Origin of the sequence: Marinobacter salexigens (genome assembly GCF_002806945.1) — a bacterium.
Classification (GTDB): Bacteria; Pseudomonadota; Gammaproteobacteria; order Pseudomonadales; family Oleiphilaceae; genus Marinobacter; species Marinobacter salexigens.
In genome coordinates this window covers 323,550-346,060 of sequence record NZ_NIHC01000003.1, presented here as the reverse complement: position 1 = coordinate 346,060, position 22,511 = coordinate 323,550, and the positions used below count along the sequence as shown (strand labels likewise).

Genomic DNA, 22,511 nt, shown 5'->3' with positions numbered 1-22,511 from the left:
TGGATCTCCCAATCAGTTCCACTGAAGAATGAAGTGGTCATCGTCTTCGTCGACATTGCCGCCAATACTGATTACATCAATCAGCATTTCCTGGACATCCCATTCGCGACCGAGCGTCTCCTCCATGGTCTCCCGGTTGATAACCAGGCGCTTTTCTGCCTCGATTCTGATCATGGCCGGCTGGTGCTGAACTTCGGCCTCCGGGTTGTCCTGCATGACCGCTTCAACCAGATAGCGGGCGTTGTCGTTATCCTGAAATGCAATGAATACTTTCTGGCTCATGCCTGAACTCCTGTGCTCTCAAGACCAACCTTCTTCAGCCGGGCAGCAAGCTCAGCACGGATTTCATCCAAAGCGTCGAGGCCAGTCGTGGCTTCGGCGATGGGCTTCAGAGCTTCATAGGCAAGAGGCTCCCACTGGGTTATCCAGCTCTGGAGCTGTTCACGGTTCCCGTCACTTTCGCCAACAACCGTTTTGATCATGGCGTTGGTCCAGCGCAGGGATTCCTTGTACCAGTCACGCTGGAACTCGGTGAGCAGAGACACATCTTCAGCGCCCTGCTCGCCCAGCCAGGCATCCATACGGTCGTAGATCAGCGGATACATAAGGCCATCCAGAAGAACGTTCTGCACAAGCGTGAGCTCGAACCAGTCGTCGATCACCAGCATGTCTTCCACCAGTTTGCGCATGGGTTGCCAGAGTTCGTCGTCCATCCAGAAGGTTTTGGATTCGTCGAGCGCTTTGCCGGTGCTGCCATCCAGCAGCAGAGCAATGCGGGACAAGTACTGGCCGATGCCAAGGCGATCAGTGGCCGCAAACATGTGCATTTGGGCTACGGTCGTCGCAATCGCATCGCCGGCAATTTTGCTGTTATTCATGTTGGCGCCCAGCTCAACATGGCGCAGGGGTACTAACAGGCGCAGAAGCTGATGCTGAGTTTCTTCCGGCAGGCGGGTAAGCAGGTTGCGCTTGTCGCAGAACGAAAAGTTGCTTTCTGCAGCCTCCTGCATTTTCGCGCGGTTTCCTACATAAGCACCGTAGAAAAACTGACGCGGATCCGTTACCGCATGCCAATCTTCCATTTGGATGGCGGTTCGGCTGGGGTCGTTCAACGTACGCTTTGGATCCCACAGCGGCCGATAATGAAAGTTGGTTTTTGCCTCGATATCAAAGCTGGCTTCCTGATAACGGGTTGCCGGCTTGTCACCGAAACGGCGCGCAATCGCCGAATAGGTATTGCGAATGGGTTCCACAGAGGTGGTTTTGATCTCAATAGTCATAACTGCCCTACCATCGTTGTTGTTGTGAGGTGGATATTGGCGTTGCTGATTATTTGCTTTTAGCGGTGGCCCTTTTCTCCGAAACGCCACTTGACCATGTCTTCGTCAATCTGGCGGATCATGTCGGAATCCATGTGCACCACGTTGTTGTGCTCACAGAAAACCTTGAACGCGTCCCGGGGCAACACCAGCTCGACGAAAAGCTCGGGATAGCCGATTGCGAAATCGAACTCCACAAACTTGTCTTCCGGTTCACTGCGAACCCGGATATAACGGGTGTATTCGTTGAAGGTCTTTACTCGTTGTTCCATGGGGTGACCTCGTTGTCGTTGTTGTTTTTTGCTAACAGAAGGTGAGCAACGGCTGTGCCAAAACCACACAAGCCATCAAAAACAAAACGACATACCATTGTTTCAAAAGGCTTTTTAGCCAACTCAGCGGTTAAAAAGAAGGTCCAGGCCAAGCCCTTCAATTTTGAGATTGATCAGGAAAACTTGATCATTTGATGAAAAGCAAAACCAGAAGTGAGCAATTGCTGAAACACACGGACCCGCCTAAGACTTTCCGGTTGTTTTTTACCATTTGGTTGATTTTTGACATCAATCAGTGGATACATAAGAGCAACAGGTTCTGAGCGTTCGCATTCACCCCGCACAAAAATAACAGGGGACTGGAACATGGCTATCAGCTATAAACCACAATTAAAACACAAAGAATTTCAAGACCTTACAGATCAAATCCGATTCCTGAGCGCAGAAGGAAAAATCTGGCTTGGAGAGCAGCGCATGCTGTTGATGGCGGTGAGTGCGATGGGGGCATTCCGTCGTGAAATGGTCAACAGTATGGGCGTTGAAAGAGCAAAAGGGTTTTTCCTGCGCCTTGGCTACCAGTCCGGTCTGAAGGACGCCGAATTGGCACGCAAGCTCCGCCCTCACTGCGACGAGATTGATATTTTCCTCGCAGGCCCTCAACTCCATGCTCTGAAAGGTATGGTCAATGTTATTCCCATTCAGGTCGACCTGGATCAGGAAACCGGGAGTTTCTATGCAGAGATGGAGTGGGTTGACTCCTTTGAGGTAGAGATCTGTCAGACTGAATTAGGGAAGATGGACCAGCCTGCTTGCTGGGCCCTGCTTGGCTATGCCTGCGCGTACACATCTTCTTTCATGGGCCGTGAGATCATCTTCCGTGAAACCAGCTGCCGGGGCTGCGGGGATGAAAAGTGTCTTATTTTGGGAAAACCAGCAGAGCAGTGGGACGACGCTAAAGAGTTTGCCCGCTATTTCAAGGCAGACCCTATTATAGAAGAGCTCTACGACCTGCAATCCCAGGTCAGTTCACTGCGCAGCAGCCTTGAGAAACAACAGGGGCAGTACTACGGCATTGGCCAGTCTGCTTCATACAACAAGGTTTGCAAAATGATCGACAAAGCAGCCATGGGCAAGGTATCAGTGCTGCTGCTGGGGGAAACCGGCGTTGGTAAAGAAGTGATTGCTCGCAGTGTGCATCTGCGCAGCGAAAGGGCAGATGGCCCTTTTGTTGCTGTGAACTGTGCAGCCATTCCGCCTGATCTGATCGAAGCCGAACTCTTTGGCGTGGAGAAAGGCGCGTTTACCGGTGCCAACCAGTCTCGTCCCGGACGTTTTGAAAGAGCGCATAAAGGCACCATTTTTCTCGATGAAGTGGTTGAGCTGACCCCAAGGGCACAAGCATCTTTGCTCAGAGTACTTCAGGAAGGGGAATTTGAACGGGTAGGCGACCATCAGACCCGCCCGGTTAATGTCCGCATCATCGCAGCAACAAACGAAAGCCTTGCCGAGGCTGTCGAAGCGGGTAAGTTCAGGGCCGATCTTTATTATCGACTCAATGTTTTCCCGGTGCAGATCCCGCCATTGCGCGAGCGCATCGAAGATCTTCCGATTCTGGCAGAGCACTTTCTCCGGAAATTCGAGGCTGAGTATAACAAGCACACTCTCGGTCTCTCAGACAAGGCTCTGGAAATGTGTCTGCGCTATCGCTGGCCCGGAAACATCCGCGAGCTGGAGAACGTGATTGAGCGTGGCGTAATACTCACGGATAACAACGAAACCATAAGCCAGGATGCGCTATTTGCTGTATTTCCAGACAGCGAATTTCATCAAACTTCACCTCAATCTCTCGAGTTTATCGACGATTCCGGCCAGGTTGTGGCCGAAGACTACCCAAGCGCTGAATCGCACTGGGCAGAAAGCATCATCTGCAACAACATAAGTCTGGACAAGGTGGAAGCCACTCTCATGCAACGAGCAATGGAAATGGCCAACCAGAATGTCTCGGAAGCCGCACGCATACTTGGCTTAACCCGGCCCGCACTGGCTTACAGGCTCAAGAAATCCGGCATTCTGTAAAACAGTCGTACCCGCTAACAGCCCAACATTTGCACAGCCGAAAGGAAAGATTGATGCCCAAGAATTTTACACAGCCCCCGGCTGAACCCCTGACCGTCGTGGTCTCTCGCCGGGTCAGAGCAGGTAAGGAGGCAGAATTCGAAAAACTCAGCAGCCAGATGACGGAGAGGGCTTCCCATTTTCCAGGCCACCTCGGTGCCACCATGTTCCGGCCGTCTTCCTCTGAGGATCCTGAGTACCGGATCATGTTCAAGTTCCAGGACCGAGAAACTCTGAGCGCCTGGGAAGAGTCGGAAGAGCGGGCGGAGCTGCTTTCGAAAATTGAAAGCCTGTTGTTGCAGCCTAGCGAGCGAGATGTAACATCCGGCATTATCACCTGGTTTACCCTACCCGGACAGAACCCGGTAAAGCCGCCCCCAAAATGGAAAATGACCATTGTCAGCTGGCTCGCACTTTACCCCGCAGTAACCTTGGTCTTTGTTCTGTTTGGAGACTTGTTGGCCCAGTTGCCACTGCTACTGAGAACCATGCTGGTAACAGTTGTGGTAATGCTGTTGATGAGCTACGTGCTGATGCCACGAATGACCCGCTGGTTTGCATTCTGGCTGTTCCCTGATCGAAGCAAAAATATTCGCTGATCAGGCACTCTGAGCAAGCCGGGTTTTTTTGATACTCCAAAGGCCCCCTGCGGGCAAAGAACAGCTCCAGAAGAGTTTTCACCGGTTTTTTGCCTCAAAGACCACAGCGGACTAGCCAGTTTCATGACATTATAACGCTCGGCAACCCGTCATTAATCAGCAGAGGACTCTTGTTCATGGCTTTATTCAGCCAGAAAAACGCACGCAAACAGCTGGATGCCGAAACAGAGAAGGTAAACCGTGCCGATCTGGAAACCCTGCTTGAGCGCCAGAAGGCCATTGAGAAAAAAGTCAAAGGCAGCGGAAAGCTGAAACGTTTCAGCGCCGATATCAAACTGATGTTTTCCATGATCCGGGATTACTGGAACGGAAGTTACCGGGATGTCCCCTGGAAAAGCATCGCTGCAATGGCGGGCGCATTGCTGTACGTGATGAACCCGCTGGACTTCATCCCCGACGTAATCATTGGCATTGGCTTTCTGGACGATGCGGGTGTGGTTGCACTATGTTTGAAACTTGTCGAATCGGATCTGCACAAGTACGCAGCCTGGAAAGAAATCGAAGAAGAAGGAAGACAATCAGCACAAGCTGATTGATTGAATAATGAACTAAAGGTAACCTCACCACCCACAACTTTAAATCGTTAATCCCCCTGGAGATCTCGTGGATTTTGCCACTCTGATTGGCCTTCTTGGTGCCATATTACTTATTGTAACGGCTGTTGTTCTTGGTGCGGCCCCCGATGTTTTTCTCAATGGCGCGTCGCTACTGATCGTTGTTGGCGGAACGCTGCTGGTTGTTCTCGCCAAATTCAGCATTCCGCAGTTTCTCGGGGCGTTCAAAGCGGCTGTACGAGCATTCAAATTCAAACTCCCGGAAACCAGATCCAGCATTGAAGAGCTGGTGGAAGTTGCCAACATCGCGCGAAAAGAGGGGTCGCTGGGGCTTGAAGGACGGGAAGTCGGGTCGCCCTTCCTCGGTAGCGGCATCCAAATGCTGGTAGATGGCCAAACTGACGAGACCATCAAGCAGCTTCTGGACAAAGAGCGCCTGATGACTCTGGATTACAACCGCTCCGGCTCCAAAGTGTTTACTGCTATGGCGGATGTCGCACCGGCAATGGGCATGATTGGTACATTGATTGGTCTGGTGCAGATGCTTTCCAATATGGAAGACCCGAAATCCATTGGCCCGGCCATGGCCGTCGCTCTGCTCACCACGCTTTACGGCGCCATGATTGCCACCATGATCGCATCGCCCATCGCCGACAAGCTATCCCTGCGGATGACTGAAGAAGCTCGCATGCAAATGCTTTACACCGACGCTCTGGTGGCTATTCAGCAAGGCATCAACCCGCGGGTTATAGAACAAATGCTGTCCAGCTATCTGACCCCAAAAGAGCGCGACAAGGCGCCTGAGGCGGAGGCCGCCAGCGGGTAAACATCATGGATGAACTCCCAGAAGAGGAAAAACCTGGTATACCGGCCTGGGTTGTCACCTTTGCCGACCTGATGTCGCTGTTGATGTGCTTCTTTGTGCTGCTGCTGTCATTTTCCGAAATTGACGCCATGAAATTCAAGCAGATTGCCGGGGAGCTGTCCAAGGCCTTTGGTGTGCAACGGGATGTTCCGGCATTGGAAATCCCCATGGGCACCAGCCCGATCTTCGACAAGTTCTCGCCGGCACCGCCGGAGCCCACGCTGGTTAACGAGGTCAAGCAAACCACAACAGATCAGCAGCCCGAGCTGCAAACCCTGAAAAGCACCACGGAAGAAGCCTTGGAGGCTGCCGTGGAAGAGTCCTTCGAATCCAGTGTATCCAGCATTCAGGAGGTGCTCGAGGAAGCTATCGAAGATGGGCGAATCACGATTGAAGCCGATCAGGACACCCATAGAATTGTGATCAGGGCTGAAGAAAAAGGCTCGTTCCCTTCAGGCTCGGCAGAGCTGACCTGGGAATTTGAAAGCTTGCTGCTGGATATGGCAAAGGTACTGACAGAAATACCTGGAGAGCTGACAGTAGAAGGCCACACTGACGACATTCCCATTCGAACATCCCGCTTTTACAGCAACTGGGACCTGTCTGCAGCTCGCTCAGCGGCGGTTGCCAATGCTCTGCTAGCCACCGGCGATGTTGATGCAACGCGCCTGGCGGTCAAAGGCCTGGCTGACACCGAGCCCAGAGTTGCCAATACGTCCTCTGACAATCGGGCGAAAAACCGGCGCGTCGAGATTATTATCGATATGTCGGAACCCATGGATGAACAGCGTTTGCGGCTTCGTGAGCTGATCGAAAACAACTCAGCAGAACGTGAAGCCATTATAGACATCCGCCCCGTTAGCCCGGATTCGGACTCCGGAACCATTACCTGGTAATGACGCTTATTCGGCATAGCCGGTGAGTTCCATATACCCCACTCCGGTGTGGCTTCCCGACACGTCAACCGGGCTTTCCCAATAGGGGTAAAGCCCGGCATTCAGGTAATTTCCGGTGGGCGCGCTCAGTTCCACATTCACCTGATAGGCTGGAACGCCGAGCTGCCAGCGCACAGGCACGCCCTCACGCCTTTCCAGTTCCGTGAGGCTCAACTGGCCCGGGGCCAAAGGAATCGGGCCACCACTATCAGGAATCCAGGTGCCGGCATAGAAATGGCCACTGTCGTCTCGCAACTGGAATGCCATCAGCTTATCTCCGCTGTCCAGGTGCAAGGCAAACCAGTCCCAGCCTTTTTGCCCGGTTTTCAGCAGTTGGCTGCTCCACTCCCGATCAAACCACCCCTTGCCGGAAACGGTGAGCACTTCACCATCCAGAACAGCTTCACCGCTAATGGCAACATCCACCAAACTGAAATACATAGAGCCTTTGCCGCTGGCGGATTTGGCGCTGAAGCCCTGATTTCCATGGGCAACCGGCTCGCCATTGATAGTAAGCGACAAATCGTAACTCCAGTTCTCACCTGAAGCTTGCAGCTGCCATTTGCTGTAATCAGCCTTACCTGTCAGTTGCCAGTTATCCAGCCACACCTTGAAGGGTTTAGCCGTAGCACCGGCATTGCCCATGTCACCCCGGGCAAGTTTTTCCGCAAAAAAGTGCTGGCCCTTCCAGCTCACAGCGCCGTGGGCCATCCAGGCGGCTTGCATTGGCCAATTGCTTGAATCCGGAACAGGCTCACTGGCCATCCTGGGCTGGATGGCCTGGCGGAACTGTGTCCACTGCAGCCCAAGCGGCTCACCTGCAGTGGTTTCAAGGTTTGCTGTGAGGTACCACCACTCAATGCGGTGCTGGGGGTGTGGCCCAAAATCCGCAGGGAAATCCAGTCGGTCACCCGGGCCTGGCTGCAAGTAGGGTGTATTGCCTTTGGCGGTTTGTTCCAGTCCGGCCAGACCAGCAAAGCCTTCGTCTTCCGCATTACCGGAGCATCCGGCGAACAGCAGCAACCCTAACCAAAACCCCACATGGCGAAGCAAGCTCATGTATCGGAAGAGCCCTGTCATCGTTCACCTCCCACCACCGCATTGGCAGAAACTGGCGTAGCAGCGGGCTTGCCAAGCTGTCGCCCCATCAACACAGAAATACTCAAACCAATGGCCAGGCTGAGCACGGCAAGCTGCAACCAGAATGCCGGGTAAACAGCCATAGGCAGCGACCAGCCAAAGGCGAGAGGGTTGATACGGTGTACCAGCACCCAGGTCAGCCAGACACCCAAAGGCAGAGCCAGTATGGCAATGCCACCAGTCAGTAGCAGAGCCAGGCGCAGCAACTGGCCAGCCACCTGCCGTTGCGACATGCCCCAGACCTCCAGCAGCCGGAAATACCAGGCCCGAGTAGAGAAGAACACCCAGCCCATCATCAACAGGGCAGAGGCCGCCAGAATCAGGGTAAGCAGGGTCATGGCTCGGGTGAGGGCAAAAGTCTGGTCAAATACGCCGGTGGCCAGTTCCCGGATGGTGCCGTTATCCCTGATGGCCAGCGCCTCCACACCCCAGAGTTGCTTCAAGGCACCGGTAATCGACCCGATTTCAAGCTCGCCGGGCGTTACCGAAAAGCTCTCGAAACGGATAACGAAACCATCTGGTAAGGTTTCCGAGTTCAGCAGCACTTCCCCCACCGGGCGGCCGTAGTCCGGATAAATGCCCAGCACAGGCAGCATGCCTGATTGCTCGCCGAGCGTTAATAACAGACTGTCGCCCACTTCAATTTTTTGCCGGCGCGCCAGCTGTTCGTTGACCATAACACCCTGACCAGACGCCAAGGCTTTCCAGGGCTGATCCACCGCTTCCAGCAAGGCCCATTGGCGTATCAGGGAACCCACGGGAGCGACCGCAAACACATCCACTTGCAAGCCAGAGGCATTACCCACATCGGCCAGTTGCGCCTGGCCCCGCTTTACCCTGTGCCACTGCAAGCCCGGCACACTCTCCTGCTGGCCGGTGAGCGATTGCGCCGCTTTGTTGCCGTCAGCCCCAGCGGGTACTTCAATGTAATAAGCAGCTTCCAGCCGCTGCCCCAGCCAACGATCAAAAGTATCTTCGAAGGTAGTCACCAGTGCCTGAATGGCAAGCACCATGGCCAGAGCGAACTGCAGGGCCACCAGCGGGAGCGTCAGTCGCCGCGCCAGAACGGCAAGCTCCCGGTAGCGCCATCGGGTGAGGGGCTCTGCCATGCGATCAGCCCGCCAATGGGCCACATAGGCAACGGCAACCGGTGTCAGCCAGCCCGCACCGGCAAAAACCAGAGCCACGGCTACGAAAACCCACAGCAAGGATGGAGCCAGAAAAGCCATAGCCAGGCCTGCTACCAACAAAACTGTCGCCAACCCTGAGCGGGCGGGCACTGGCAAGGAAAAGAGCTCCCGAAACCTGAGCAACAGCAGATCCCCCAGGCAGGCAACCAACACTACCGCCAGCATAACCAGAACCGGCGTTATCCAGCCCTGCCCTTGTCCGGCATAAAGAGGGATATCGAAAAGCCCATCAAGGGCCTGGCCAAAGCCGCCCCCAAGCCCCGCAGCAAGCCACCGGCCCAGCCAGACACCGGGCACAACGCACACCAACGCCAGAGAAAGGATTTCCAGCAGCAGCCAACTCTGTACATGCCCGGGCGGCACACCAAACCGGTGCAGAAGAGCAAAACTGTCCCGGCGCTGGGCCAGCCCCAACAGGTAAACACTGCGTAATAACAGGGCAGTGATCAGCAGCACCAACACCCCCAGAGCTTCCAGATTGAGCAGGAAACTGTCACCCAGCTCACCAGTATCCGGGCTTACGGAAAAGGTTTTCAGGTGGTAGCCATCCGGGAGATCAGCGGCCTGGGTGATTTCAGGTGTCAGCAGATACAAACGGCTTTCAAGGGCGTCGATGGTGGCAGCGGTGTGCATATCCACAAACGGCTTGCCATCCAGTGGCTGATCCAGCACTTGCGAGGCACCAGTTCCCGCCCCGAAGCAATGGGCGGCCAGCGGATCAACTCCCACAAGGCGATTGCCGGTTTCAGGGGTAACTTCCAGCCAGGGCATCACGCACACACCGGCAAGGCGAAGAGACACAAAGTCATCCACAACCAAATCGCGACCATCATCCCGCAACACTTGCTGGCGCTCTGCCACCGCCTGCTCACTCTGGTTCAGGCTCGCCCGTGCCTGGCTGGTGAGGTGGTTCACCCCGGTCCAGAGCATGGTGGCAAGAACAATCATGACTGCCAGAGCAAGTAATTGCAGGGGGTGACGGCGATAATGGCTGAGCAGGGCCCTGGCCAGAGGTAACAAAGGGGTGCGGGACCGGGAGCCGTTCATAAGCCACTCAAATGGCCAAGATCCAGATGGTGCTGGCAAGCAGCAGCAAGCTCGGCATCGTGGGTGGCCAGGATCAGGCCACAGCCGTGGCGGGCCTGAAGATCAAACAACACCCCGGCAACCTCGCAGGCGGTATGGCGATCGAGACTTCCCGTGGGCTCATCCGCCAGAATCAACGCCGGCTCCATGGCAAACACCATGGCCAGAGCCGCCCGCTGGCGCTGACCACCGGATACCTGATCCGGATAGCGCCCGGCCAGTTCGCCAATATCCAGACGGGCCAACCAGTCTTCGCTTTTGGACGGATCACGACCGGCAAGCTGAGCGCGAAACTGCACATTCTCCAGTAGCGACAGCGCAGGCATGAGATTAGCTTCCTGAAACACCACCCCTATTTGCTGCCGGCGCAAGCTGGCCCAGGCCGCAGCCTTTTGCCGTGCACCTGAACTTCCCGCCTCAAACACCAGGCCCTGCAGAACAATGGTGCCAGCATCAGGCGATGCCAGGCCACACAACAAATTCAACAGCGTACTTTTGCCGGAGCCGGAGCGCCCGGTCAGCGCCAACGACTGCCCCTCATCGAGGGTAAACGACAGTTTTTCGATAACCGGCACGGTTTCATTGCCGCTCACAAACTGCTTGCTCAAGCCACGAACCGCCAGCAGGGATTCAGTCATACAGATTGCTCTCCTTACCGCCGTTGATCAGTGCCCTCTATCCGCCTTCCTGTCAGTCAACTGTCCCCAGGGGTTCTGCCTCTTCACCACGGCGGTTGGCCTGCCATTCCCGGAACTGTTCCAGCCAGGACAACAGAGCCGGAATCACCACCAACACCAGTACCGTAGACAGCCCCAGGCCAAAAGCAATCGAGGTGGCCATGGGAATCAGGAATTGCGCCTGCAATGAGGTTTCAAACAGCAACGGCAGCAAACCACCGATGGTGGTCAACGACGTCAGCAACACGGCCCGCACCCGCTGCACGGCGGCTTCGTTCAGCGCCTCATTAATGCCCAGCCCTTTCTCACGCTGGTGATTGTAGAAGGACACCAGAATAATGGCGTTGTTCACCACGATACCGGCCAAGCCAAACAACCCGAAAAGTGATAATACCGTAAGCTGTATCCCCATCACCCAGTGACCCAGCAGGGCACCCACCAGAGCAAAGGGGATAATCGCCATTACAATCAACGGCAGGCTCCAGGACGCAAACACCCACACCAGTATTACGTACATCAGGGCTATGCCCACCAGCATACCGGTTTTCATATCAGCAATGGTTTCCCGCTGATCCGCCGACCGGCCTTCAAAGCTGTAGCGCAGGTTGTAGCGGCTGGCAATATCCGGCAAGGCATCGGCTTCCAGGCTTTCGATGATCTGGTCGGTGGTGCTTACCCGGGTATTCAGGGCAGAGGTAACCTCCACCGCCAGCTTGCCATCGGCATGACGCAGCGCCTCAAAACCCTGGCGATAGTCCAGGTTCATCACCTGCCCGAGGGGCACGAAGCGGCCATCCGGTATACGCACAGTGACACGAGACAGAGTAGACAAACGCTCCCGCTGATCCTTGGGCAGTTGCACCCGCACTTCCATCTCGTCGCGCCCGTCCTGATAGATCTGGGCAACCCGGCCATCAAATGCGGTTCGCAACTGGCTGCCCAGATCGGTGGTGGTCAGGCCCAGGGCCTCACCATAGGCGCTCACCTGATAGATCAGCTGTTCCCGGCCCCAGGGCAAGTCATCTTCCACATCCAGCACACCGGGCAGCGTGGACAAGGCTTCGGCCAGTTCTTCTGCGGCAAACTTCAGGTTCTCCGAGTTGTCGCCGACAAGCCGAACGTTCACATCCCGCCCCGGCGGCCCGGCCTGGCGTGCAGTAATCGCCAGGTTGTCCAGCCCGGCGGGCAAGTCCAGCCGGCTGCGCCATTCGTTGATGAACTCCGGATTGCGCACCGAACGCTGATCCGAGGGCACCAGTTCAATCATCATGGAACCCAGTTCATCACCGGATCGGGAACTGCCGCCTGCACCAAGAGTGGCACCCTCCGTTGTTACCGCGTGCAGAATCAGATTACCGTCCAGCGCCTTCTCGGTATCGTTCAGTGCCTTCTGCATACCGGTCATAAACCGGTCAACGGTTTTGCTGTCAGTACCTGCCACAAAACTGGCATTGGCGTAGAGCACCGAGGGCTCCGGCGTCGGGAAAAAGTTGAACCCGAGGCGACCACCGGCCAGCAGCCCCACGGTTACCAAAGCCAGGGCCAGAACACAGGCCATGGTGATGCCCCTGTGTTCAAGGCTGCGCCGGGAGAACCGGCGGAACGGGCCTTCGCGGAAGCGGTCAAAGCGGCGCTCGAAGCCATTACGGAAGCGGGCAATGGGATTGCGGCTGGGCTGAGCAGGGTCTGATCTGTTTTTGCTCGTTTTCCGGGGTTTGAAGGCGTGCCGTAAATGCGAGGGCAGTACAATAAAGCATTCCAGCAGGGATGCAATAAGTACACAAATCATGATGACCGGAATATCACCGAGGATATTGCCGATAACGCCACCCACCACCAGCAGCGGCATAAAGGCCGCGACCGTGGTCAGGGACGACGCTAGCACCGGCCAGACCATGCGCTTTGCTGCGCCTTCCGAGGCGTAAATGGAAGCTTCACCCATGCGGGCATGGGCATCTGCGTCCTCCCCCACCACAATGGCATCGTCCACAATCACCCCCAGCGCCATGATCAGCGCAAACAGCGACATCATATTGATGGAGCCGCCAATCAGCCAGAACACGCCCAGAGCCGCCAGAAATGCTGTCGGAATCCCCACCGCCACCCAAAGCGCGACGCGGCCAGGGAGAAAGAGATAGAGCAGGCACACAACGAGAATCAAACCACTAAGGCCGTTGCTGGTGAGAAGGGAAATGCGGTCGTTCAGCAGTTGCCAGGTTTCATCGTAAACCTCCAACTGTATGGAAGGCGGCAGCGTGGCCTGAGTGTCCTCAAGCCACTGCTCCAGCACCTTGGCGGCTTCCAGGGAATTACCGTTTTCCGAACGTTGCAGCTGTAATTCAATGGCCGGAAAACCGTTGCGGGTGAGGGCCACCTGGCTTTCGCGATCTTCCTGGCGAATCTCAGCAATGTCCCCCAACCGAAGCTGAACACGTTCACCACTGAGTATCGGCAAGGATTCAAACGCCTGGGGGCTGCGCCGTTGTTCTATGGAGCGCAGCTCCCGTGCCGCATCCTGCTGGGCCATGATGCCTGCGGGCAAGTCCCGGGAAACCGATGCTACTCTGTCGGCAACCTGCCCGAGGCTCAGCCCCAGGGTCTCCAACCTTTCAACCGGTACATCAATGCTGATCTGCTGCTCTGGCAGGCCACGAAACGTCACCCTGTCTATGCCCTGCTGAAGGAGCTCGTCTTCATAGCGGTATGCCAGAGCCCGTAATTCGTTTCGATCCACATCCCCGAACACCAACATCCGTGCAACGGGCTCGTAGCGCTCGATGCGGGCCACCCTGGGCTCCTCGGCGTCTGCAGGAAAATTATTGAACTCGTCCACCTGCTGGCGCACATCGTCCAATGCGGTGATGGGGTTGGTGCCTTCCTGAAACTCCAGAGTGATAGAGGCAATGCTCTGAGCCGAGGTGGAGGTCATTTTCTTCAGGCCATCCACACTGCGCAAACGCTGCTCCAGGGGATTAGTAATGCCTTGTTCTATGTCCTCGGCCGAAGCACCACTCCACACCACCCGCACGCTGACTATATCCAGGGCAAAAGTGGGGAAGAACTGCACGTTCATGCGGGCAAGGCCCAAGGTACCGGCCAGCAGCATCAACAGCATCACCAGGTTGCCAGCAACCCTGTGATGGACAAAAAAGCCTATGACGCCTTTTCCGCGCCTCATTCGGGAGCGCTCCCTTTATCTTCGCCGGAATTGGCAATGTCGACTTTCAGGCCAGTGAGGGCATTCGGAAGATGGGTCACAATCAGCTGCGCGCCAGGCTTCAGCGCCTCACCGGCAATCAAAAGGCGGCGCTCGCCATTAGCGGTAAGTGCTTCGCCAACACGCTCAACAGAAACCCGCTGCATGCGGCTGTCGTCGGCAATCAGGTAGACGTTGTTGGCGCCATACAAGGCACTGAATGGAATGGCCACCGTCTGGCTGCGCTCTGGACGCTCAAGGCTGACCGGCAGCAAAGCGCCCGGGCGCAGATCCGATGCGCCATTGGCCACGGCGAGAATGGCCTCGGTTCCGGCCGGGTCGCTGGTGCCCGCAAAGCGCTCAAGCCGGAAGCGGACTTCGCGGTTGTTGCTGTAGGCGTAAAGATCCTTGCCCTCCGCCAGCGCATCCAACAGCTCGGCCCGGTACATGTCAGGCACCCGGGCCCGCAGTTCCAAACCCTTTGTCGCGTAGACCGAGAGCAGCTTCTGGTTGCGAGAGACCTGATCACCCACCGCCACCTGAACATCTGTAACTACGCCATCAAAGGGAGCAACAACCCGCGCGCGCTCGGCATCCCTCTGGGTGGTGGCAAGGGTTGCTTCCGCTTGGGCCAATCGCGCCTGCAGGCTTTGCAAACGGGCCGGGTGTTCATCAATGGCACGCTGTCGAATGCTTGTGGTTAACTCCGCTCTGGCAGCAACGTCGGTCGCGCTTTCCAGGTTCTCGCGGGAAGCAAGGTTGCGATCCACCAGGGAGCGGGTGCGTTCCAGTTGCCGGCGAGCGTTAGCCAGAATGGCTTGCTCGCTTTTGAGCGCCACCTGATCATTCCGGTAGCGCACCTGCTCCGAGCGTATCTGCGCTTCAAGGTCGGCTACCTGGGCTTTGGCCTGGGCCAGCACCGGCTCAATATCCCGTGCATCCAGCGCCACCAGCAGATCACCGGCACTCACCCGTTGCCCTTCGGCCACGGGCCGCTCACCAATACGGCCGGTCAGGGTGGACACCACCGATACCTGTTCCGGCGCCACGATCTCGCCATACAGAGGCAGCACCGGCGTATGGGCGTTCGGCTCCACCTGCTGAACCTCTACTCGCCAGCTACGCTCGGTAGCGGAGACCTGAGCCGGCTCCGGGCGGGTCATTTTCAGAAACACAAAGCCCAGTACTCCGGCGGCCAGAATAATTACAGGTATAAATCGTTTGGACATAGCGTGTGGGCCAGCTAAGGTAAATAAAGCTCCGCCACAAGACGGGAACGAATAACAGGATACCTCTTCAAAGCATCTGAAAGGCATCTCCGGATTACTATAAAACGTACTGTCAGGAGTACTATACGTTTGTTCTCAGAAAACTATGCCAACCTGCTCAGCGCCACAGTTATCAACGCCTTCATTGTGGTGATTGTGGTGTTTATGCACCGCGAGGCACTTATTCGCCTGAGCGCCCTTTTGAAGGTAATGCACACCCAGCACCACCTGCGCCTGGTCACCGCCGTTCTTGGCGTGATGCTGGCCCACACGGCACAGGTGTGGGTGTTCGCAGCGGCTTATTATTTCATGCACCATGCCGATACCTGGGGCACCCTGGAAGGCAACTTCAACGGCAGTTTTCTGGACTGCGTTTACTTTTCGTTCAGCACCTTCACCACCGTGGGTTACGGTGATATCGAACCCCTGGGCGCGCTGCGTTTTCTCACCGGCATTGAAGGGCTCACAGGGCTGGTGCTGATCACCTGGAGCGCTTCCTTCCTGTTTATGAAAATGCAGCGCTACTGGACGGGCAGCTAGCGGCCCGTCCGGCAACTCAGGGCTCTACACCCACTTGCACCTCGCCAGCGTGTAATACAGCAGGGGCACCACCACCACGGTCAACAAGGTGGAGAGCGCCAGCCCGAACACCAGTGAGATCGCCAGCCCATTGAAGATCGGGTCGTTGAGGATGAAGTAAGCACCCACCATCGCTGAAACCGCTGTCAGGGCTATGGGCTTGATGCGAACAGCGCCTGCCAGCACCACGGCCCTGTCCAGCTCAACCCCCTCTTCCAGAAGCTGCTGGATGAACACCACCAGCAGAATCGAGTTGCGCACGATAATACCCGCCAGGGCAATCATGCCGATCATACTGGTGGCGGTAAATTCACGCCCCAGCAGGGCATGCCCGGGCATAATGCCGATCATTGTCAGTGGAATTGGGGCCATAATCACCAGCGGCAGAATATACGAACGGAACTGCGCCACCAGCAACACAAAGATCATGAACACACCGACGCTGTAGGCGGCGCCCATATCCCGGAAGGTTTCGTAGGTGATTTGCCACTCGCCGTCCCACTTGAGAGTGCCTTTCTCCGGCAGGGGTGGCTGATCGATAAAGAACTGTTCCGGCGCGCCTTCCTGCTGATTCAGGCGCGACACCATGGAAAACATGCCGTACAGAGGGGAATCTATATCACCTGCCATATCGGCGGTTACATAAGTCACCGGCAGCAGATTCTTGTGGTAGATGGCACCCATCCAGTCGGCTTCCCGCACCTGGGCGATGCTGGCCAGAGGCACCAGATTGCCATCACGGCTGCGGATCTGCAGGGACATGAGCACCGAAGGCTGGGCCTTGTCGCCGTCCTCAAGGGTTACCCGAATGGGAACCGGGTATTTGGCGTGATCATCGTGCAGGAAACTGACGTTCATACCGCCCAGCCCCATCTGCAACGCTTCAACAACCTGGGCCTGGGATACGCCCAAGCGGGCGGCCCGGGCCCGGTCCACTTCAACTTCCCATTGTCGGGTGGGGGTTTCCAGCGTGGTGTCGATATCCACCAACCCGTCCACCTCTGCCATACCGGCTGCTACGGAACGAGCCAGCTCAGCACGCTGGTTAGCATCCGCACCGTAGATTTCGGCCACCACAGGCGATAACACCGGCGGTCCTGGCGGCACTTCAACAATCTTGACGCTGGCGCCGTAACGCTCGCCGATGGCGGTCAGCGGATCCCGTAGCGACTGGGCTATATCGTGGGATTGTCGGGCGCGCACGCTCTCATCGCTGAAGTTAACCTGAATATCACCCTGATACGGATCGCTGCGCAGGTAGTACTGGCGTACCAGTCCGTTAAAGTTAATCGGCGCAGCCGTGCCAGCATAAGTCTGCCAACTGGTTACTTCCTCAACAGTTTCCAGATAATGCCCCATTTCCATCAGCACCCGCTGGGTCTGTTCCACCGGCGCGCTTTCGGGCATATCCACCACAATCTGAAGCTCGGATTTGTTGTCAAAGGGCAGCATTTTCATGATCACCGCCTGAAACCCTGGCAAGGAGGCGGCCGCCAGCGTCAGCAGAATCACTCCAAAGGCCAGAAAACGCCGGCGCCAGTGGTGCTCCCCAAGAAACGGGGTCAGAACACCGCCAAATATTTTCATGGCCATGGGGCTGACCCCATCCGCAGAACTGCCGGCTTCCTCCGCTTCTGTAATCGTCTCGCCTTCTTTTCGTTTCAATAACCGGAACGCCAGCCAGGGCGCAACCACAAAGGCAACGATCTGGGACAGCACCATACCGGCGGAAGCATTAATGGGAATCGGGCTCATGTAAGGCCCCATAAGGCCACTTACAAAGGCCATAGGCAGAAGCGCAGCCATAATGGTGAGGCTGGCCATGATGGTAGGCGTGCCCACCTCATCCACTGCCACGGGAATAATGTCCTTCAATGGGTGGTTAGAGTTGCGAATACGGCGGTTGATGTTTTCGGTGATCACAATGCCGTCATCTACCAGAATACCAATGGAGAAAATCAGTGCGAACAGGGACACCCGGTTCAGGGTAAAGCCCCAGGCCCAGGAGAAAACCAGCGTCAGCAGCAGCGTGATCAGCACCGCTATGCCGACAATTAACGCCTGGCGCCAGCCCATGGCTAGCAGAACCAGCAAGACCACGCCCAGTGTGGCGGATATCAAGTCAGAAATGAGTTTTTGAGCCTTGGCAGAGGCGGTTTCGCCGTAATTCCGGGTCACAATCACTTCCACACCCTCCGGCAGGGCACGGTTACGGATCTGCTCCAACCGCTGCTCAATGGCGGTGGTAATATCCACGGCGTTCTGCCCGGGCTTCTTGGCGATGGCTAATGTGACGGCCGGATATACATCCCCCGGCTGGCCAACGCTGTCTGAATCAACTGACGGCCCGAAGCCGGTCATTACGCTCTGATCCGGGGCTGTGCCACCACGACGAGCCTCTGCCACGTCGTCCAGATACACCGCGGCGCCCTTGTGCATGCCGACCACAAGCCCGCGCACATCGTCTACACTCTCCAGCAGTGTGCCGGCCTGAACCGGAATGGATAGATTATCCCGGGTAATGCGGACCTCCTGGCTACTGGCGTTGGCCGCTTTCAGGGCATCGCGGATGTCACCCAGGGTGAGATTGAACCCGGCGAGCAGAGCCGGGTCAAAACGAATATCCACCCGGTCGGGCACACCGCCCACGGTGTAGACATCCCGGGTGCCGGGCACCCGCTTGAGGGCCACTTCCAGCATGTGGGCCAGGCGAGTGAGTTCTTCGCCGGTGTGGCCATTTGCCGGGTCATAAAGGGTTAGTGCCATTACCGGCACATCATCAATGCCTTTGGGTTTGATGACCGGCTGGGTGGCGCCAAGATCCGGCGGCAGCCAATCCTGATTGGAATACACCTGATTATAAAGCCGAACCAACGCTTCCTTGCGGGCAATGCCCACCTCAAACTGCACAGTAATCACAGCCTGGCCCTGACGGGACACGGAATACACGTGTTCAACGCCAGAAATCTCGCTCATCACCTGTTCAGCCGGGGTGGCGATGGCGCTTTCCACTTCCTGGGCGCTGGCGCCCGGAAACGCCACCATAATATCGGCCATGGTGACATCTATTTGCGGCTCTTCCTCTTTGGGCGTTACCACAACTGCCAGCACGCCCAGAATGATGGAGAGCAGCGCTATTAAAGGCGTCAGGTGGTTATTCTGAAAAACCCGGGCAATGGCCCCGGAGGGGCCAACCGGGGGCAGTTTGTGGCTCAATTTCCGCCCCCCTTATTCAAAAGATCTGAACCCACCAGCTCCCCGGGATACACAACTACTTGTTCGCCTTCGCTCAGGCCAGCCAGGATTTCCAGACGACCGTCCTGTTCGGCACCGGTACGCACCTGCCGTAACCGTGGGCGACCCTGATCGTCGAGCACAAAAACCGCTCGCAACTCACTGCGACGAATCAGGCTGCTGGCTGGCACCCACAACACTTCCCGGCTAGCCACCGGAACTCCCACCTTCACCAGCATGCCCGGGAAAAGGGACCCGTTTGGCTCATTCAGGCGCATGCGTAAACGAAAGGTGTGGGTCGCAGGATCAGCGTAGGGATAAAAGGTCATTTCGCCGGTTTCAAGAACGCGACCATCAGCAAGTGTCACCTTGGCCTGACGATCGCGCCTGGCAAGGTCAGCATATTGCTGGGGCAGATCAACCACCACCCGTAATTGCTCAAGGGAGAGCCCACTGAGCAGCGGCTGGCCGGGGCTGACTGACTCACCAATTTCAACGTGGCGCTCAGTCAGTATGCCGCCGTAGGGTGCAATAATACGGGTGTAGCTTAACTGTTCTTGCGCTTCCGCCAGCGCAGCTTCGGCCCTTTCCAGCCTGGCTTTAGCACCCGCAAGGTTGTTGCGTGCCTGATCAAACTCCTGCCGGGAAACAAGGCCGCGCTCATGGATGCTCTCAATCCGGTTGAATTGCTGTTGGGCATCGTCAAGAGCGGCTCCGGCTTCGTCCCGACTGCCTTGAGCCTGATTGAACCGGGCGCGCTGCTCACTGCTATCCAGCTGAACAATCAGATCGCCGGCTGCAACCGAATCATCCACATCAAAAGGCAGCTGCTGTACCTTACCGCTGGTTTGTGCAGATACGGTGCTTTGCTGAACCGCTTCAATCACACCATCGAGTATTAGTGTTTCCTGCAGCTCACTGCGTTCTGCAGGAACAGACTCCGCCTGGCCTGACGCTGGCGCAGCCAGAACTGGCACCGAACAAACCAGCCCGAGCGCGATCGCACTCAGAAAAGCAACATGTCTCACCACCAGCCACCTCTAAAACAGTTATTAACTAATAACCATAGGTTATCAATATATTCAGGGCCAGAACAGGCAAATCTGGCCCAAGCCGCTGGCACCACCGGTTACCAGAATTCTTTTTGCGTCAAGTCTCACGATCCATTCTCCTATGTGGCTTCTCAGCCAGAGCATAGTCCAAAACACAAGAAGCCGATCGACCCTGCATCATTAAAAAAGCCCCGTACAGGAGGAGTATGTCCTGCACGGGGCGAAGTGTTACCCGCCGGCTATGAGTAGCGGGCAACCGCCATTACAGGGTTTACCACCTGGCCGTCAACGCTGCGCGCAAGGTGCGCCCCGGCTCGTTCACACGAACGGCATCCGGGTTGAACGGATCTGAGTTTGCACGGCTCACGTGGGGCGCCCAGGTGTTATCAAACAGGTTATCCAGGGCCCAGTTGAAGGTGAGGAACTCCATCAGAGGGTGGCTGCCAGAAAGGTTGAATACGCCATATCCCGGTGACGTTCCCGCATCCAGCCCGGATTGCGGGTCAATACGATCCTGCCGGCGAGCCAATTGCCATTGGGCCTTGACACTATGACCCATGCTTTGCCAGCCCAGGGTTTGCACAAACTGAATCGGGGGGATCTGCGGCAGGGCTTTGTCATCATCCCGGTTTTCGCCGCGCACTGAAGCCAGGGTACTCGTGCTGCTCCATGTGCCATTCGTCCACCCAATCATTGCCTCGACGCCCAGCAGGCGCGCATCTATGTTCTTGTAGCGGGTGCAGCCTTTTGGTTTGACACACTGGGCCGGTGTTTCCTTGTAGCGCAATACAAAGTCATCCACCTGATCAACCCAGACAACCGGCTTCCAGCTCCACTGATTCTTGCTGCCGTTCAGCGCCAGTTCCAGTTTGTGGTGCTTTTCGGTTTTCAGGCCAGGGTTTCCAATCCAGCTGTCACTCATGGTGTTACGGGCCAGGTAGCGCTCGGTCACACTGGGGCTACGTACGCTGCGGCTGACCGTGAGAGCCAACGCCTGATTCTGCGGCAGTCGCCACTCACTCGATGCGAAGGCACTGATATTGTTATCTTCGGTTTTTACATCGGTTGTGCCGTAGGCGTCTTGATAAAGCATGGTCGGGGTCACGCCCATACTCCCGGCATTACCTGCCTTGGTGGCATCCATCTCCACACGGTCAAAACGCAAGCCTGCCCCTACCTTTATGTTGCGGGCAATGCGTCGAAAGCCTTCAGCAAACAGCCCGGCACGTTCACGCTCCACACCCGGCCACATAAGTGAAACCGGCATTGGCGTGGGACTGGTCACGTTGAACAGGGTGGCATCCCAGTCGTTGGCTTCCACATCTGCACCTATAGCCCAGTCTGTTGAGCTGTTCGGGCTTTGATCAAGCGTGAAGCGAAGGCCACGGGTTTCGGTTTCAGAGTTCGTCTGCATTTTCATCATACCTGCTGGACGCAGGCTGAAGTTGTCCATGATGTGATCCACATCCGCCTGCCAAGCCAGCAAGCTCCACTCACCCTTTGCCACCGGGGAGCCGATCTCCATACGGTAAATATCTGTGTCGGTTTGCGGTGCATCCATTCCAGATCCAGCGTACTTCACATCGCTTTCTTCCTGCCGACTGACCATGCCCTTGATGAAAAACCCATTCTCTGCCGTCCAGGCAGCATCGGCGCGGCCTTCGGCATTTTCGTAGGCACTTCGCACCTTGTTGCCATCACCGTCTTCGTAGTCGTTTGCCTCATCATAACCGCCAGACAACCTTAACCAGGCCTGCTCACTACCCACAGCCGCCGCTGCATTCAACAGCTTGCCATTACCATTATCCGAGCCACCAGCTGTGACCTGGCCGGTGGTCAAGTTGCCATCGAACTGAGGGTCAGCGGTGGTTGCAACTACCTGCCCGCCAGCAATAGAGCCCCAACGCAGGGTGCGGTTATTGGTTCTTACTTCCAACGCCGGCGCCAGCGCACTGCTCAGGCGACTGGTCGGCGGGTCCATGCGGTTGGGGCAGGCGCCCTCTACCCGAATCCCGTCCAGCAATACATCTACCCGCTCCTGGCTTTGCCCACGCACCACAGGTTCCAAACCGCGACCGCCCATCCGGGAGAGGGAAACCGAAGGGTCTGAGGTCAATCGACTTACCGGCTCACTGGCCAGCACAGTTGTGGCGTTATCGCTTGCGCGCCCTTCCGTTACCCGAATAACCATGCTGTCTCCGGTCACCTGAGCTGGTGCGAGTGCGGGCACCCCTGCAAGGCCAATGAAAACCATCCTTACGCAACTCGCAACTACTCGATCTTTCATACAACGGCGTCTCCGGACACGGTTCCATCATGTAAAACAAAGGGCTCGGAACATGATAAACAGACCGGCACCAATGCGCGTGA

Annotated in this window: 17 protein-coding genes; 6 read left to right on the top strand and 11 right to left on the bottom strand. The window is 56.6% G+C overall.

Annotated elements, in window-relative coordinates:
• Nucleotides 1-12 precede the first annotated feature (12 nt).
• The 3 genes from CDH47_RS06500 to CDH47_RS06490 are packed head-to-tail and all read right to left on the bottom strand — an operon-like array spanning nucleotide 13 to nucleotide 1,591.
• Nucleotides 13-282, bottom strand: coding sequence for an MmoB/DmpM family protein (locus CDH47_RS06500; RefSeq protein WP_100639043.1), 270 nt, complete (start codon nucleotides 280-282; stop codon nucleotides 13-15).
• Entirely contained in the window at nucleotides 279-1,280 is a 1,002-nt protein-coding gene (locus CDH47_RS06495) for an aromatic/alkene monooxygenase hydroxylase subunit beta (RefSeq protein WP_100639042.1), read from the bottom strand. Before CDH47_RS06495 ends, CDH47_RS06500 begins: the two co-directional genes overlap by 4 nt.
• A gap of 59 nt (nucleotides 1,281-1,339) precedes the next feature.
• Nucleotides 1,340-1,591, bottom strand: a complete 252-nt coding sequence (locus CDH47_RS06490) for a phenol hydroxylase subunit (RefSeq protein WP_100639041.1) — start codon at nucleotides 1,589-1,591, stop codon at nucleotides 1,340-1,342.
• A gap of 366 nt (nucleotides 1,592-1,957) precedes the next feature.
• On the opposite strand from CDH47_RS06490, the gene CDH47_RS06485 reads away from it, so the two are divergent.
• From CDH47_RS06485 to CDH47_RS06465, 5 genes are all read left to right on the top strand, one after another.
• Complete coding sequence (locus CDH47_RS06485; protein WP_100639040.1) at nucleotides 1,958-3,667, top strand: sigma 54-interacting transcriptional regulator; 1,710 nt, start codon at nucleotides 1,958-1,960, stop codon at nucleotides 3,665-3,667.
• A gap of 53 nt (nucleotides 3,668-3,720) precedes the next feature.
• Nucleotides 3,721-4,305, top strand: a complete 585-nt coding sequence (locus CDH47_RS06480; protein WP_100639039.1) for an antibiotic biosynthesis monooxygenase — start codon at nucleotides 3,721-3,723, stop codon at nucleotides 4,303-4,305.
• A gap of 176 nt (nucleotides 4,306-4,481) precedes the next feature.
• Nucleotides 4,482-4,901, top strand: a complete 420-nt coding sequence (locus CDH47_RS06475; RefSeq protein WP_100639038.1) for a YkvA family protein — start codon at nucleotides 4,482-4,484, stop codon at nucleotides 4,899-4,901.
• A 67-nt stretch (nucleotides 4,902-4,968) separates the two neighbouring features.
• Nucleotides 4,969-5,745, top strand: a complete 777-nt coding sequence (locus CDH47_RS06470; protein WP_100639037.1) for a MotA/TolQ/ExbB proton channel family protein — start codon at nucleotides 4,969-4,971, stop codon at nucleotides 5,743-5,745.
• A gap of 5 nt (nucleotides 5,746-5,750) precedes the next feature.
• Nucleotides 5,751-6,680: a MotB family protein gene (locus CDH47_RS06465; RefSeq protein ID WP_100639036.1), complete on the top strand. Its 930-nt coding sequence runs from the start codon at nucleotides 5,751-5,753 to the stop codon at nucleotides 6,678-6,680.
• A gap of 6 nt (nucleotides 6,681-6,686) precedes the next feature.
• On the opposite strand, the gene CDH47_RS06460 is transcribed toward CDH47_RS06465, so the two are convergent.
• The 5 genes from CDH47_RS06460 to CDH47_RS06440 are packed head-to-tail and all read right to left on the bottom strand — an operon-like array spanning nucleotide 6,687 to nucleotide 15,237.
• Nucleotides 6,687-7,799, bottom strand: coding sequence for a lipocalin-like domain-containing protein (locus CDH47_RS06460; protein WP_239985613.1), 1,113 nt, complete (start codon nucleotides 7,797-7,799; stop codon nucleotides 6,687-6,689).
• Complete coding sequence (locus CDH47_RS06455; protein WP_100639035.1) at nucleotides 7,796-10,096, bottom strand: FtsX-like permease family protein; 2,301 nt, start codon at nucleotides 10,094-10,096, stop codon at nucleotides 7,796-7,798. Before CDH47_RS06455 ends, CDH47_RS06460 begins: the two co-directional genes overlap by 4 nt.
• Entirely contained in the window at nucleotides 10,093-10,773 is a 681-nt protein-coding gene (locus CDH47_RS06450) for an ABC transporter ATP-binding protein (RefSeq protein ID WP_100639034.1), read from the bottom strand. The genes CDH47_RS06455 and CDH47_RS06450 overlap by 4 nt, the downstream gene beginning before the upstream one ends.
• 52 nt (nucleotides 10,774-10,825) lie before the next feature.
• Nucleotides 10,826-13,990 (bottom strand): efflux RND transporter permease subunit, encoded by a 3,165-nt coding sequence (locus tag CDH47_RS06445; RefSeq protein WP_100639033.1) that lies wholly within the window; start codon nucleotides 13,988-13,990, stop codon nucleotides 10,826-10,828.
• Complete coding sequence (locus CDH47_RS06440; RefSeq protein WP_100639032.1) at nucleotides 13,987-15,237, bottom strand: efflux RND transporter periplasmic adaptor subunit; 1,251 nt, start codon at nucleotides 15,235-15,237, stop codon at nucleotides 13,987-13,989. The genes CDH47_RS06445 and CDH47_RS06440 overlap by 4 nt, the downstream gene beginning before the upstream one ends.
• 153 nt (nucleotides 15,238-15,390) lie before the next feature.
• On the opposite strand from CDH47_RS06440, the gene CDH47_RS06435 reads away from it, so the two are divergent.
• Nucleotides 15,391-15,816 (top strand): potassium channel family protein, encoded by a 426-nt coding sequence (locus tag CDH47_RS06435; protein ID WP_193601607.1) that lies wholly within the window; start codon nucleotides 15,391-15,393, stop codon nucleotides 15,814-15,816.
• Nucleotides 15,817-15,840: 24 nt separating this feature from the next.
• Here the strand turns inward: CDH47_RS06435 and CDH47_RS06430 are convergent, their stop codons facing one another.
• The 3 genes from CDH47_RS06430 to CDH47_RS06420 form a co-directional block, all read right to left on the bottom strand.
• Entirely contained in the window at nucleotides 15,841-19,071 is a 3,231-nt protein-coding gene (locus CDH47_RS06430) for an efflux RND transporter permease subunit (RefSeq protein WP_100639031.1), read from the bottom strand.
• A complete protein-coding gene (locus CDH47_RS06425; protein WP_239985611.1) occupies nucleotides 19,068-20,117 on the bottom strand; it encodes an efflux RND transporter periplasmic adaptor subunit in 1,050 nt (349 codons plus the stop codon). Before CDH47_RS06425 ends, CDH47_RS06430 begins: the two co-directional genes overlap by 4 nt.
• A 295-nt stretch (nucleotides 20,118-20,412) precedes the next feature.
• Nucleotides 20,413-22,428, bottom strand: a complete 2,016-nt coding sequence (locus CDH47_RS06420) for a TonB-dependent receptor domain-containing protein (RefSeq protein WP_239985609.1) — start codon at nucleotides 22,426-22,428, stop codon at nucleotides 20,413-20,415.
• Between the last annotated feature and the right edge of the window lie 83 nt (nucleotides 22,429-22,511).

Excerpts from the sequence above, each read along its gene's own strand:
- CDH47_RS06500 (WP_100639043.1), bottom strand. The coding sequence starts at position 282 with ATGAGCCAGAAAGTATTCATTGCATTTCAGGATAACGACAACGCCCGC.
- CDH47_RS06495 (WP_100639042.1), bottom strand. The coding sequence starts at position 1,280 with ATGACTATTGAGATCAAAACCACCTCTGTGGAACCCATTCGCAATACC.
- CDH47_RS06490 (WP_100639041.1), bottom strand. The coding sequence starts at position 1,591 with ATGGAACAACGAGTAAAGACCTTCAACGAATACACCCGTTATATCCGG.
- CDH47_RS06485 (WP_100639040.1), top strand. The coding sequence starts at position 1,958 with ATGGCTATCAGCTATAAACCACAATTAAAACACAAAGAATTTCAAGAC.
- CDH47_RS06480 (WP_100639039.1), top strand. The coding sequence starts at position 3,721 with ATGCCCAAGAATTTTACACAGCCCCCGGCTGAACCCCTGACCGTCGTG.
- CDH47_RS06475 (WP_100639038.1), top strand. The coding sequence starts at position 4,482 with ATGGCTTTATTCAGCCAGAAAAACGCACGCAAACAGCTGGATGCCGAA.
- CDH47_RS06465 (WP_100639036.1), top strand. The coding sequence starts at position 5,751 with ATGGATGAACTCCCAGAAGAGGAAAAACCTGGTATACCGGCCTGGGTT.
- CDH47_RS06460 (WP_239985613.1), bottom strand. The coding sequence starts at position 7,799 with ATGACAGGGCTCTTCCGATACATGAGCTTGCTTCGCCATGTGGGGTTT.
- CDH47_RS06455 (WP_100639035.1), bottom strand. The coding sequence starts at position 10,096 with ATGAACGGCTCCCGGTCCCGCACCCCTTTGTTACCTCTGGCCAGGGCC.
- CDH47_RS06450 (WP_100639034.1), bottom strand. The coding sequence starts at position 10,773 with ATGACTGAATCCCTGCTGGCGGTTCGTGGCTTGAGCAAGCAGTTTGTG.
- CDH47_RS06445 (WP_100639033.1), bottom strand. The coding sequence starts at position 13,990 with ATGAGGCGCGGAAAAGGCGTCATAGGCTTTTTTGTCCATCACAGGGTT.
- CDH47_RS06440 (WP_100639032.1), bottom strand. The coding sequence starts at position 15,237 with ATGTCCAAACGATTTATACCTGTAATTATTCTGGCCGCCGGAGTACTG.
- CDH47_RS06420 (WP_239985609.1), bottom strand. The coding sequence starts at position 22,428 with ATGAAAGATCGAGTAGTTGCGAGTTGCGTAAGGATGGTTTTCATTGGC.